The organism is Cryobacterium roopkundense (genome assembly GCF_014200405.1).
GTDB lineage: Bacteria > Actinomycetota > Actinomycetes > Actinomycetales > Microbacteriaceae > Cryobacterium > Cryobacterium roopkundense.
In genome coordinates, this window is the sequence record NZ_JACHBQ010000001.1 from 4,256,013 (window position 1) to 4,269,039 (window position 13,027).

Genomic DNA, 13,027 nt, shown 5'->3' on the forward strand with positions numbered 1-13,027 from the left:
CCTTCTTTTGGGGCGGCGTGAGGGGAATTCGCGCCGGACAGGCCACAATTGAGGCAACGAAGGTTGCAGAAAATGAAAAAGAACAGAAGCTGGCTCGCCGCTCTCATTGTCATTCCCCTGGCCCTGACGGGATGTACGGCCACCACAAGCGACACGACGACCGCGGCATCCGCTGACGAGGCCGTGATCGCCGTGGTCACGCACGGCACCGCGGGCGACTCTTTCTGGGACGTGGTGAAGAGCGGCGCGGAACAGGCTGGCACCGATCTCGGTGCCACGGTCACGTACCAGGGCGACGGCGACCCGGTGAAGCAGAGCCAGCTGATCGACGCCGCGATCGCGTCGAAGCCCGACGGTCTGATTGTGTCGATGGCCAATCCCGACGGCGTGAAAGACGCGGTAGAGCGGGCTATCGCGGCCGGAGTGCCGGTGATCACCATCAATTCAGGGCTCGAAGACTCCAAGGCCTTCGGCGCCCAGACTCACGTGGGCCAGAGCGAGTTCATCGCCGGACAGGGTGCGGGCGAGCAGCTGGCCAAGGCCGGCGTGACGAACGTGATCTGCGTCATCCACGAGGCCGGCAACTCCGGGCTCGAAGAACGCTGCCAGGGCGCCGCCGACACGCTCGGTGGCACGCTGTCCAACGTGCAGGTCGACATCGCCAACGTCGCCGATGCCCAGAACACCATCAAGAGCAAGCTTCTGGCCGACCCGTCGATCGACGGCGTGCTCACACTGAACCCGGCCATCGGTGTGGCCGCCGCCCAGTCGATTGCCGAGGCGGCGAGCACGGCGAACCTCGCGACCTTCGACGTGTCTGCCGACGTGACCTCGCTCATCGAAGACGGCAAGATTCTCTTCGCCGTTGACCAGCAGCCCTATTCACAGGGGTACCTGCCTGTGGTGTTCCTCACGCTGCAGAAGCGCAACGGCGACGTCGTGGGCGGCGGCCAGCCTGTGTACTCCGGCCCGGCCTACGTCACGAAAGACAACGTGGCCGAGGTTGCCGAGTTCGCGACCAACGGCACCCGGTGATCCTCGCCGCCCCGGCGCGGTCCGATGAACGGGTCAGAGTAGCCAATCGCGCGGTGAAGCTGTTGCGTCGACCCGAAATCGGCGCGGCGGTCGCGGCGCTGGCCATCTTCACGTTTTTCTCGTTGATGGCGCCGGTGTTCCTGACCCCGGCCGGAGTCTCGACCTGGCTGTACTCCGCGTCGCTGTTCGGCATCATGGCGGTGGCTGTCGCCCTGCTGATGATCGGCGGGGAATTCGATCTTTCCGCCGGCGCGATGACAGGCACTACCGGCCTGATCGTGGGCGTGATGACCACCCAGTGGGGGCTCAACATCTGGCTCTCGATGCTGATCGCGCTCGCCGCGGCACTGCTCATCGGGGCAGGCAACGCTTTCGTGGTGATGAGAACCGGTCTGCCGAGCTTCATCGTGACGCTCGCGACCTTCTTCATTCTGCAGGGCGCAAACCTGGCCGTGACCAAGCTCATCACCGGTTCGGTAGCCATCCAGGGAATGGGAGCCGTGCTCGGCTTCGACGTCGTCAAGGTGTACTTCGGCTCGTCGTTCCCGTTCCTCGGGGCCGACATTAAGATCGCGGTCGTGTGGTGGATCGCACTGACAGCGCTCGCCACCTGGGTGTTGCTGCGCACCCGCGGGGGCAACTGGATCTTCGCGGTGGGCGGGCAGCTCTCCAGCGCCCGGCAGCTCGGTGTGCCCGTGGTGAAGGTGAAGACCGGACTGTTCATGACCACCGCGGGAGCGGGCTGGCTCGTGGGCATGCTGCAACTCTTTGATGTGTCGACGGTGCAGGCCACGACCGGCATCGGCCAGGAGTTCATCTACATTATCTGCGCGGTGGTGGGCGGATGCCTACTCACCGGTGGCTACGGATCCGCGATCGGCGCCGCCCTCGGCGCTCTCATCTACGGCATGACCCTGCAGGGCATCGTGTTCGCCCAGTGGGACAACAATTGGCTCAAGGCCTTCCTTGGCGGCATGCTTCTGCTCGCCGTGCTCGTGAATCTGTACGTTCGGCGCCAGGCGGGGGAGCGGTCGTGAGCGGCGCGGCATCCGCAGTCTCGCCCCTGCTTGAGGTGCGCGGCGTCGGCAAGACCTACGGATCGATCGTGGCGTTGCGAGACGTCTCGGCCTTCGTCGGGGCGGGTGAGGTGCTGTGCGTGCTCGGTGACAATGGCGCGGGCAAGTCGACGCTCATCAAGATTCTCGCCGGGGCGCACGTGCCCTCGCAGGGCGAGCTGCTGTGGAACGGCGAACCACGCCGGTTCGCGAGCCCGCGGGACGCCCTCGACCTCGGCATCGCCACGGTCTACCAAGACCTCGCGGTGGTTCCGCTTATGCCGGTGTGGCGCAACTTCTTTCTCGGTTCGGAGCCCACGCGCGGGCGCGGGCCGTTCCGCCGCCTCGATGTGAAGCGGATGCGCGCGGTCACCCTCGCCGAGCTGGCCCGGATGGGCATCGACCTGCGCGACGTGGACCAGCCGATTGGCACTCTCTCCGGCGGTGAACGCCAGTCGGTGGCGATCGCGCGCGCTGTGTACTTCGGGGCGAAGGCGATCATCCTCGACGAACCGACCGCGGCGCTCGGTGTGAAGCAGGCCGCCGTGGTGCTGAAGTACATCGCGCAGGCCCGTGACCTCGGCCTTGCCGTGGTGTTCATCACCCACAACCCGCACCACGCCTACCCGGTGGGAGACCGGTTCCTGCTGCTGCGCCGCGGAACGAGCCTGGGCGCGTTTGCCAAGAGCGAGATCTCCCTCGAGGAGATGACGCGCCTGATGGCCGGTGGCGCCGAGCTCGATGCGCTCGCGCAGGAGCTAAGGCGGCCGACCTCCGACTAGCTACTTCTCGACGAGCGTGGTCGCGATCCGGACAGGCTAGAACGGGCAGTCCTTGGAGTTGGTGGCGGGGATACTCCAGGGGTCTGCGTAGGTGAGTGGCTTCGTGGTCAGCGTGGGTTCCGTCAGGGGGATGGTCGGTCGGATGCGGGTTTCGGGGTGAGTGGCATAGTGCCTGCCCGCCGGGCTGGTCCAGTTGAGGGTTCCGTCCTCGCCTTGGACCACTGACCAACCTGTTTCGTGTTTGACCCGGTGGCTCGGGCGGCAGAGGCTGGAGAGATTCGAGAAGACGGTTTCTCCGCCGTGTTCCCAGGCGATGGTGTGGTCGATGTCGCAGTCGGCGGCTCGTCGGTTGCAGCCGACGGCGCGGCACGTGCCGTCGCGTAGTCGCAGCCAGTTCTTCAGGTCGTCCGGGACCTTGTACTTCGTGCGTCCGAAGGAGAGGACAGCGCCGGTCTCCGGGTGGACGAGGATGCGAGTGAAGCTGGTGGCCGTTCCGGCGAGGCGCCGGGCGGTCTCCGCGTCGATCGGCCCGAACCCTTCCAGGGTGCCGGGTTCCTCGCTCTGACCCAGCAGGGTGAGAACGGGGACGGTGACGAACACGCTCGCGCGGACGCCGGCACCGAGCCCGGTCTCTGTCACTCCTTTCAGGAGCAGGTCCGTGGCGGCGTCGGTGCGAAGCTGCGCGAGGGTGCGGGTTTCGTCGTGCACCTTCAGGTTCTTCGCCAAAGATTCGACCCGGTCCGCGATGGCGGCCGCATCTTCGTTGCTGAGGGTCATCTCCAGGTACCCCATACCGTCACGACCGGGACTGACCCAGAAGTTCCGATCGGCAAGGGCCTTCTGGTGCCGGATAGCGATGGACTCCGGGTGAGTGAACTCCCGCACCTTCACGGCCTTCCTCCGCAGTTGCGGGACGGTGAGGGTTTCACTGTTGGTCAGGGCCTCGTCTTCGAAGGCCTTCCAAGCCTCCGGTGGCAGGGAGACTGCGTTCTCCATTACTACCTCGGCGTGGCGGTAGCTGATGTCACCGCGTCGGAGGGCATCTCGGGTGGCGGGGAGCCGGTGTTGCAGCAGGTCGCTTTCGAACATCAGATTGCGGGCGACACCGCTGGGCAGTTTCAGCAGGGCGGCCAGCTCAGCGACGAGGCCTTCGTGGGCGGCTTTCTGCGGCGACCACTCGGTGTCTCGTCGTCCCCGCGCGGTGAGGGGGAGTCCAGCCTCGGCCGTGGCGTCGGTCCACTGCCGGAGCTTGTCGATCACTTCCGCTCGAGCGGCCTGGGCGAAACAGACCATCCGATCGAAGCTCAGGATCGCGTCGAGGAGCAGGGTTTGAGTGTCGTCGGCGACGGCCTTTTCCTCCGCCAAGACGGCGAGGGCCTGATCGACTGGTTCGGGCGGGGTATTCCCCGCGGCCTCCTCCAAAGGAGGAACTTCATCGTTTTTCTCCATAAGATAATTATCCCACGAACCACAGACAGATTCGAGAAAACCTCACGGTTGTGGATAACTCATTCGAATAAGTCTCCCCTTTACGATTTCAGTGAGATAGCGATTGCTCCATTGCAGACGGTCATGCGCCACTTAGATATGGGCATCTCACTGAAATCGTAAGGGGGATAAGTCTCCGCCCTCCCGCAGTCCGGAGATTGGGTCGCGGGCCTCGAGACTCTCGTTCCCCGTTCGACGACCAGCGAGAACGGGGCGCCGTAGGCGGCGTCTATTGTCGAGATGGCCGGGGGAGCCGAGCTCGACGCGCTTGCGGAGGAGATCAAGCGGCCGACCTTCGACTAGCTACTTCTCGACGAGCGTGACCTCGAAGGAGTAGAGGTCGGGGCGGTAGCAGTGGTGGCCGAATTCAACGGCGCGACCCGAGTTGTCGAACGCGGTGCGGTCCATGGTGAGCAGCGCGGCGTTCTTCTCCACGTCGAGCAGCTCGGACTCCTCGTTCGTGGACTTGCGGGCGCCGATATGCTGGCGCGCCACCCGCATAGTGACGCCACGGGAACGCAGCACCTGGTAGAGCCCGTAGGTGACGAGGTCTTCGGGCTCCATCGTAAGAAACTCCTCGGGCAGCCAGTTCTCCATCACGGCAACCGGAACGTCATCGGCCAGGCGTACCCGACGGATGTGCAGGGTGGGCGTGCCCACCTCACAGGCGAGCTTCTCGGCCACTGTGGCATCCGCGGGAACGCTCTCGAACGTGAGCAGGCGAGTAGACGGTACCTTCTGCGTGTTGGTGAGGTCGTCGTAGAGGCTCGTGAGCTCGACCTTGCGCGTGACCTGGCCGTGTACGACCTGGGTGCCGATGCCGCGACGGCGAACGAGAAGCCCTTTGTCGACGATGTCCTGGATGGCGCGGCGCACCGTGGGGCGGCTCAGTCCGAGGCGCTCGGCGAGGCCGACCTCGTTCTCGAGGCGAGCGCCCACCGGGAGCTCGCCGCTCAGAATCGCCTTCTCGATGCGCTGCGACACCTGGAAATACAGCGGTATCGGCCCGGACCGTTGGAGGTCCATGAACAGGCTCATCGGCAGCACGTTCTCTTCATTCGTGGTGCTCATGCCAGCCCCTTACATCGTCTTCTCTTTGGCAAGTTGTTATGACATTATCATGACTAGGATTCAGTGTCACCGGTGGTACGGGAAAGAAATAGGACGAACAGTGCGCATTGGAATTGTCGGCTACGGAACCGGGGGCAAGAATTTCCATGCCCCGTTCATTCAGGCAGCGGAGGGAATCGAGCTCGTGGGAGTTGTGGCCCGGTCGGCCGGCAAGCAGGCCGAGGTGCGCGCCGACCTGCCGGGGGTGCCGGTGTATTCCAGCCTCGAGGAGATGCTCGCGGCCGGTGTCGACGCGGTGACCATCACGACACCGCCGGCCACCCGGCACGACCTCGTGCTCGAGGCGATCGCGGCGGGAGTCGACGTAGTCGCCGACAAGCCGTTTGCACGGGATGCTGCCGGTGGACGCCTGCTGCAGGCCGCTGCGGAGCAGGCGGGGGTGACTCTCAACGTCTTTCACAACCGCCGGCGCGATGCGGACCTGACCACCCTGGCATCCGTTGTCGCTTCAGGCCGACTCGGCGAGCTGTGGCGGGTGCACTCTCTCATGGACCTCGACGATCCCGGCACGATTGACGCCGGCATGTTCGGGGGGCTGCTGCGCGACGTGGGCAGCCACCTGATCGACCAGATGCTCTGGCTGCTCGGCCCGGTCGTTCGGGTTCACGCTACGCTCGACCGCACATCGCGATTCGGCGAACCCACCGACTGTGGCTTCTTCGTTACCCTCACGCACGCGTCGGGGGTGGTGTCGACGGTGTCGTCGACCAAGCTCAACTTCTCGTCGACCCGCGAGTTTCGGGCCTACGGCAGCGAGGGGAGCTACCAGGCTTCGGGAACCGACGTGCAGGCGCAGGCCATCTTTGCCGGCCACAAGCCCATGGATTCGCCGGAGACCTGGGGAATCGACGCGCCGGAATACTGGGGCGCACTGTCGACGCCCGTCGGACGCGAAACCATCCCGTCGTTGCAGGGCAACTATGCCGACTTTTACACGGAGTTCGCGCGGGCGGTGCGCGGCGACGGGCCCGAGCCGGTGTCCGCCTCCGAGGGCGTGCGCACGCTCGAGGTTCTCGACGCTGCCCTGCTGAGCGCTGCGACTGGCGAGGTCGTCAGCCTGTAGCGGCTGCCGCGGGACACCGGTGGGAACGTGGTGGTGCAGGCCCCGGCCGGTGGCGCCGCGAGGAAGCCGTCTTCCGGAGGGTGCACTGGTCGCGTGCACACGCCGGTGGACGCCGCCCCCGTCCGCTCGAGCGTGAGGCGCGCTACGGTGTCGACCTGTGGGAGGGCGATGTGCCGCGGCACCCGGGCGGAGAAGAGCCGGTGGATGATGACAACAGCATCGGACGCTGACGCACACCGTGCGCATACGACCGTTCAGTCGTGGCGCACCCTCTTCTACGTCGGCGGGATCGCAGCCATCCTCTTCGTGATGCTCTTCCTGTGCGCCCTCGTACTGGACTTCCTCGCGCCACCCCCCGAGAACGGCGGGGTGGAGACTCTCGAGTTCATCTCCCGCAACCGGGCGATCTACAGCGCGGAGCAGATCCTGTGGATTCTGCCCGATATTCTTCCAGTTCTCACGTTTCTGGCCCTGTTCGTGGCTCTCGCACCGGACAACAAGGCCCTGGCCCTGATCTGCGTTACGGTGGCGGGAGTCGGTTGGGCGCTGCTCCGGGTCCTCCCTACCTCTGGCCGCGGATCGCTCGTGCTGGTGAACCTCAGCGACAGCTACGTCGAGGCCGGCTCCGCGAGCCAGCGGCAGGTCTACAGCACTGCGGCCGAGGTGATCATTGCGGAGAATAACACTCCGTCGCTCCTCGGGGTGCTCAGCGCGGTGGGGATCGCGCTGGCATCCACCGCCATGATTCGGAGCGCGTTGCCACGTCTGGTCGGGTGGCTGGGTGTCGTTGCCGGTGTCGTGGGCGTCGTGTCGGAGGTGTCGGCCTACACGCTGCCCGCGTTGTCGAGCGCCTACGGGCTGTTGCTCTGGGCCTGGTTCGTGAGCGTGGGAATCGCCTTGATTCGGCTGGCCCGGCGCACGCCGGAGCGGGGCCCGGGAGCTGCCGATGGCACCGCCGGCGGCTAGCATCGGCGGCGTCAACGTAGCGTTCACCCGCCGTTACGCGCTCCGGTCTAGTGTCGGAGCATTGTGTCCTTGACCGAGATCATTCTGGCCGTGGCCGGCAGCCCGTGGGCCTATGTGGCCCTCGCTGCGCTGCTCCTGATCGACGGGTTCTTTCCCTTCGTGCCGGGGGAGACCTTCGTCGGTGCTCTCAGCGCGCTCGCCGCAACCGGCAGCGGTCCTTCCGTCGCATACGTTCTGGGCGTCGCGATCATGGCGACGGTCATCGGCGACGCGATAGCCTTCGTGCTCGGGAGACGCATGGGACTCAGTCGCTGGGCCTGGATGCGTCGCCCGCGGATCGCCCGCGCCTTCGCCTGGGCGGCGCGCGGCCTGCGACAACGCCCCGCAGCATTCTTTCTGACGGCCAAGTTCGTGCCCGTGGGGCGGGTGGCCGTTACGATGACGGCGGGCGCGACCGGGTTTCCGGTGGCGCGCTACATCCCGTTGTCGATCGCCGCCTCGAGCTTTTACACGGTGTACCACGTGGCAGTCGGCTACGCGGCCGGGTCATGGCTGAGCGCGCATCCGCTGCTCGCGATAGTCGTCTCCATTGGTTCCGTGCTGCTCGTTGGCTTCAGCATCGACACCGTGATGACCGCGCTGTCGAGGCGCCGACGACGACGGATGCTCATGGCCGGTGAAGGCCCCCGCGACTGAAGGCCACCGCGTGAATATCGCCCTCGTCAGCACTTCGTAAGGTGGCCTGCACGGCAAAACCAGCGAAGGGGAGTACGGTCGGCTGTACGCCGGGCGTGTGATCGCCCGACCGACCGGAAGAATTCTTGAGAGAGGTACGACAGATGTCTGACACACCGCACCCCAAGCCCCACGACCCACGGCCGCATGCGCCCGAGTCGCCAGCTCCCAAGCCTCCCGAGCGTCCGAACCCGCAACAGCCATAGCGTCACCCGCCGCCCTTCGCGAGGGCCTCGGAAACCGCGCTCCGTGAGGGCGGGTGGTGCGTCGTCTGTCGCGCTCGCGACCGACGCACAGCCCGCTTTCGCGAGAGTGCGTGCGGGACTTCGAGCGGGAGCGCGAACGGATGCCCCGCTACAGGTCCGGCAAGAACTGCTGCCACGCCTCCCTGCGACGGCCTCGCGGGTCGGACTCCACCCGATCGACCTCGTCGATGATGAGGGTTTGACGATCGGTTTCGGTGTAGGCCGGCCAGGACGAGTCGACCACACCCGTGCAGGCGAAGTGCAGCCAGTGTCGGCGCATCCGCTCGCCCGCGCCGATGAACACTCGCCGACCGCCGAGAGAAGTCGCCGTGCGTGCGAACGCGGTATCGACATGGTTGAACAGAGCGAACAGTTCGATACCGTGGGTCGCGTCGAGCCCGATCACATGCATGAGCCGCGGGGCGAGATCGAATCGGTAGAAGTGCACGGGAGCCACCCTGGAGTGCAGCGAACCCACCGTGACGCTCGGAAACCAGAACGCGAAGTCGCCACCGAAATCCGATGATGTGCGCTTGGTATGCAACCCCGGGTAGGCCTGCCGCATGGCCTTGTGCACGTCGGCGGGCGCACTCGCAAAGAGCGCCTGGATGCGTGGCGTCGACGTGGGCAGAATATCCACCCGCCCGCGAAAGGCAGAACCCTCCCGGTCGTTGGTGCCGATGATCAGCGGTACTCGGTGTGCTCGACCGTGTCGGAAGGCATCCACCGGGCGCTCCGGCAGAAAATCCCCGTCCACCACCGGGGCGAGTGGAAAAGTTCCCGGCCGGGCGTCGGGCGTTCGCGTCTGAATCGTTAGCGCTGCGGCCAGCAGATGAGCGACGTCGGCATGCGCGAGCAGGTCGGCCGGCTCGGACTCGGTGTCGGCCGTGAGTCGGCGCAATTCGAACAAGAATTCCGCGGCCCAGCTGGCCGCCAGCTCGGGAGAATACGCGGCACCGGGCGGGGGGCTTTGCGCGATGACTCGGGAGAACAAGCCATCGGCCGACGGCGTGGCCATGAGCGTGATGGCGGCGTTGCCGCCAGCCGATTCGCCGAACACGGTGACATTGTTCGGGTTGCCTCCAAAGGAGCGGATGTTGTCACGAACCCACTCGAGTGCGGCCACCTGGTCGCGCAGGCCCAGATTGCGTTCGAACGTTCGCTGCGGCGTGGAATAGCGGCTGAAGTCCAGGTAGCCGAGGGTGCCGAGCCGATAGTTGAAGTTCACGTAGATCACCCGGCCCGTGCGCACGAATGCCTCGCCCTGCCCGGGAAAATCCTGCGACGAACCGACACTGTATCCACCGCCGTGAATGAAGACCATCACCGGAAGGCTCAGCTTGGTGCGTCGGCCGACCGCAGGCGCGAGAACGTTCAGGGTGAGGCAGTCCTCGCTGGAGGCGGGCCGGAACGCGGTGGCGCGGCGTCGGGGGAGCTGGCACGCGGCCGGCCCAAACCGGCTGCAATCACGGATGCCGTCCCACTCCTGCACCGGCTGGGGCGCGCGAAAGCGCAGCGGCCCCACCGGCGGGGCCGCATAGGGAATGCCGCGCCACGCGAGAACACCGCCTTCGCGCGCGCCGCGAAGCAGCCCGCCTTTCACCCGCACCACGGGCCGGCCGGGGCTAGCGGCTGACGGATGATCAAGAGCTGCCTGCGTAATAGCCATGGTGCCGCGCCCTTTCCGTTCTGACGCCTGTTGTCGTTCTGGTTCCGGTCGTTTCCTCTTTACCTGTACTCGGGGTTGGGTTCGAAGCCGAATCGTTCGCCGCTGTCCCAGCTGCCACGAAGGTTTCCCCACGCGGGGATGCCGCCGTTGGCCTGCAGAATCGAGGCCAGATGCATGAGGTTCCAGCTCATGAAGGTGGTGTTTCGGTTCGTGAAGTCGTTCTCCGGGCCACCTGAACCCGGGTCGAGGTAGCTCGGGCCCGGCCCGATCTCGCCGAGCCAGCCCGCATCCGCTGCCGGGGGAATCGTGTACCCGATGTGTTGCAGGCTGTAGAGCAAGTTGGAGCCGCAGTGCTTCACCCCGTCTTCGTTACCCGTGATGATCGCCCCGCCGACTTTGCCGTAATAGATGTATTGGCCCTTGTCGTTGAACTGTCCGGACATCGCATACAACCGTTCGACCACGCGCTTGGTGATTGAGCCGTTGTCGCCGAGCCAGATCGGTCCGGCGAGAACGAGAATGTCGGCGGCCCGCACGGTCTCAAAGAGAACGGGCCACTCATCCGTTTCCCAGCCGTGATCGGTCATGTCCGGGTACACACCCGTGGCAATGTCGTGGTCGATAGCTCGGATTTCGTCGACGTGCACGCCCTGCTCCCGCATGATGCGCGCGCTGAGATCGATGATGCCCTGCGTGTTGCTAGTTTGCGGGCTGCGTTTGAGGGTGCAGTTGATGAAAAGCGCCCGCAAAGACGAGTAGTCGAAGGACGTGTCAACACGCGTGTGCTCAACCATCCCGTCAGTAAAGCACCGAGGCACGCGGCTGGCTAGGGGGTTTCCAGACGCACCAAACCGGGCGTCGCGGCTTGTGGCCGTGCCGCCCGGTAGGTGTGGCTGGTGTTACTCGACTAGACGAGCGTTCCCTTTTTGTGTGCCACGAGGGTGAGCCCGAGGCCGAGCATCAGCACGAGAGCGCCCACGGCGAGCATCGGTGCGAGGTGCGTACCGGTTGACGCGAGCGACGCGACCGGGGTGACCCGGAGTGCGGCGATCGAGCTGTTACCCGAAGCGGATGCCGTAAGCACGTCCGAGGCGGACGGCGCGCGGGCTCCTGGGGTCGTCGGGGTCGTCGGGGTCGTCGGAACGACCGGAACAACGGGGGTGACCGGTGTAACCGGGGTCGTGGGCGTAGTGGTCGAGTCGCCCACGACGCTCACAGCGTTGCCGCTGATCGTGACGGGCACGAACGCTGTCGGCGCGATCTGTGTACCGCCGAGGATGCTTCCGGTTCCCGTGGTGGTGGCTCCGGTTCCCGTGGTGCCGGTTGTCGGCGTGCCGGTCGTGGTGGTTCCGGTGGTGCTGGAGTCGCCGAGGATGCTGATGGCGTTTCCGGTTGCGGTCACCGGGGCGGTGATCGGTGCGACCACCCGGGTACCGCCGAGGACGGAGTCGGTGTCGGTGGTGGTGGCTCCGGTTCCCGTTCCGGTGGTGCCTGTTGTGGTCGTTCCGTTGGTGGTTCCGGCGGAGTTGGAGTCGCCGAGGACGCTGATGGCGTTGCCGGTGACGGCGACCGGGGCGGTCACTGTCGGGGCAACCTGGGTGCCGCTGGCGATGCCATCGGTTCCCGTGGTGGTGGCTCCGGTTCCCGTGGTGCCGGTTGTGGGTGTGCCGGTTCCTGTTGTTCCTGTGGTTCCGGTGGAGCTGGAGTCGCCGAGGACGCTGATGGCGTTGCCGGTGACGGCGACCGGGGCGGTGGCTGTCGGGGCGATCTGGGTGCCGCTGGCGATGCCGTCGGTTCCTGTGGTGGTGGCTCCGGTTCCCGTGGTGCCGGTTGTGGGTGTGCCGGTTCCTGTTGTTCCTGTGGTTCCGGTGGAGCTGGAGTCGCCGAGGACGCTGATGGCGTTGCCGGTTGCGGTCACCGGTGCAGTGATCGGGGCGACGACCTGGGTGCCGCCGAGTGTGGAGTCGGTGCCGGTGGTGCTGGGTCCGATTCCCGTTCCGGTGGTGCCGGTTGTCGGCGTGCCCGTGGTGGTTCCGGTGGAGCTGGAGTCGCCGAGGACGCTGATGGCGTTGCCGGTTGCGGTCACCGGTGCAGTGATCGGGGCGACGACCTGGGTGCCGCCGAGTGTGGAGTCGGTGCCGGTGGTGCTGGCTCCGGTTCCCCTTCCGGTGGTTCCGGTTGTCGGCGTGCCGGTCGTGGTGGTTCCGGTGGTGCTGGAGTCGCCGAGGACGCTGATGGCGTTGCCGGTGACGGCGACCGGTGCGGTGACTGTCGGGGCGATCTGGGTGCCGCCAGCAACGGAATCGGTTCCCGTGGTGGTCGGCGCCGCGGCGGTCGGTGCAGCTGCCGGAGTAGCCGCAGGTGTCGTGGTTCCGGCGGAATTCGAGTCGCCGAGAACACTGATCGCGTTACCTGTCACTGCGACGGGTGCCGCGACAGGGGCAACAACCTGGGTGCCGCCGGCCACGGAGTCCGCGCCGGAAGTAGCGGGTGCTGCAGCGGGTGCCGGTGCGGCGGGTGCCGCAACGGGTGCCGGTGCGGTCATGGGGGCGGCCGCGGCGGTGGAGTCTCCGAGAATGCTGATGGCGTTCCCGGTGAGGGCGATCGGCAAGGCAACCTCGGTCACAACCTGGCTGCCCGATACGAGGCCGTCAGTGCCCGAGGTGATCGGTGCTTCGGCTGCATTGGCCGCACCGACGCCGATGAGCGAGATGCCCCCGACGAGTAGGGCGCACAAGAGGCCCTTTTTGACGAATGAATTCATGATGGTTCTGCTCCTGAATGAGTGATGGTGTGCTCCCCAGAAGGGAGACTTCGGTCTGCGTGTGACCTGCATCCCTGAAGCAGAGACGAGGTCG

11 protein-coding genes are annotated in these 13,027 nt (G+C 66.1%); 6 read left to right on the top strand and 5 right to left on the bottom strand.

Going from position 1 to position 13,027, the window contains the following annotated elements; all coding sequences use genetic code 11:
* Nucleotides 1-72 precede the first annotated feature (72 nt).
* The 3 genes from BJ997_RS19775 to BJ997_RS19780 are packed head-to-tail and all read left to right on the top strand — an operon-like array spanning nucleotide 73 to nucleotide 2,872.
* Nucleotides 73-1,035: a sugar ABC transporter substrate-binding protein gene (locus BJ997_RS19775; RefSeq protein WP_035836661.1), complete on the top strand. Its 963-nt coding sequence runs from the start codon at nucleotides 73-75 to the stop codon at nucleotides 1,033-1,035.
* A gap of 53 nt (nucleotides 1,036-1,088) precedes the next feature.
* The gene (locus BJ997_RS21250) at nucleotides 1,089-2,072 is read left to right on the top strand and encodes an ABC transporter permease (protein ID WP_338080934.1); all 984 of its coding nucleotides are present in this window, start codon (nucleotides 1,089-1,091) and stop codon (nucleotides 2,070-2,072) included.
* Nucleotides 2,069-2,872, top strand: coding sequence for an ATP-binding cassette domain-containing protein (locus BJ997_RS19780; protein WP_201771766.1), 804 nt, complete (start codon nucleotides 2,069-2,071; stop codon nucleotides 2,870-2,872). The genes BJ997_RS21250 and BJ997_RS19780 overlap by 4 nt, the downstream gene beginning before the upstream one ends.
* Before the next feature lie 36 nt (nucleotides 2,873-2,908).
* Here BJ997_RS19780 and BJ997_RS19785 read toward each other — a convergent pair whose 3' ends face one another.
* Nucleotides 2,909-4,321 (bottom strand): HNH endonuclease, encoded by a 1,413-nt coding sequence (locus BJ997_RS19785; RefSeq protein ID WP_183323697.1) that lies wholly within the window; start codon nucleotides 4,319-4,321, stop codon nucleotides 2,909-2,911.
* Between the two features lie 342 nt (nucleotides 4,322-4,663).
* The gene (locus BJ997_RS19790; RefSeq protein WP_052542746.1) at nucleotides 4,664-5,431 is read right to left on the bottom strand and encodes a GntR family transcriptional regulator; all 768 of its coding nucleotides are present in this window, start codon (nucleotides 5,429-5,431) and stop codon (nucleotides 4,664-4,666) included.
* A gap of 100 nt (nucleotides 5,432-5,531) precedes the next feature.
* Between BJ997_RS19790 and BJ997_RS19795 the strand changes: the two genes are divergently transcribed.
* From BJ997_RS19795 to BJ997_RS19805, 3 genes are all read left to right on the top strand, one after another.
* Nucleotides 5,532-6,554, top strand: a complete 1,023-nt coding sequence (locus tag BJ997_RS19795; protein WP_035840208.1) for a Gfo/Idh/MocA family protein — start codon at nucleotides 5,532-5,534, stop codon at nucleotides 6,552-6,554.
* Between the two features lie 204 nt (nucleotides 6,555-6,758).
* On the top strand, nucleotides 6,759-7,520 hold the full coding sequence (locus BJ997_RS19800) for a DUF4386 family protein (RefSeq protein WP_035840211.1): 762 nt from the start codon (nucleotides 6,759-6,761) through the stop codon (nucleotides 7,518-7,520).
* A gap of 69 nt (nucleotides 7,521-7,589) precedes the next feature.
* On the top strand, nucleotides 7,590-8,216 hold the full coding sequence (locus BJ997_RS19805) for a DedA family protein (protein ID WP_160175924.1): 627 nt from the start codon (nucleotides 7,590-7,592) through the stop codon (nucleotides 8,214-8,216).
* 393 nt (nucleotides 8,217-8,609) lie between these two features.
* Here BJ997_RS19805 and BJ997_RS19810 read toward each other — a convergent pair whose 3' ends face one another.
* The 3 genes from BJ997_RS19810 to BJ997_RS21835 all read right to left on the bottom strand — a co-directional run bounded on the left by BJ997_RS19810 (nucleotide 8,610) and on the right by BJ997_RS21835 (nucleotide 12,933).
* Nucleotides 8,610-10,169 carry a carboxylesterase/lipase family protein gene (locus BJ997_RS19810; RefSeq protein WP_035840230.1) on the bottom strand — a complete coding sequence of 520 codons (1,560 nt, stop codon included), beginning with the start codon at nucleotides 10,167-10,169 and terminating at the stop codon, nucleotides 8,610-8,612.
* Between the two features lie 59 nt (nucleotides 10,170-10,228).
* Complete coding sequence (locus BJ997_RS19815; RefSeq protein ID WP_035840232.1) at nucleotides 10,229-10,963, bottom strand: flavodoxin family protein; 735 nt, start codon at nucleotides 10,961-10,963, stop codon at nucleotides 10,229-10,231.
* Between the two features lie 113 nt (nucleotides 10,964-11,076).
* Nucleotides 11,077-12,933, bottom strand: coding sequence for a hypothetical protein (locus BJ997_RS21835; RefSeq protein ID WP_183323699.1), 1,857 nt, complete (start codon nucleotides 12,931-12,933; stop codon nucleotides 11,077-11,079).
* Between the last annotated feature and the right edge of the window lie 94 nt (nucleotides 12,934-13,027).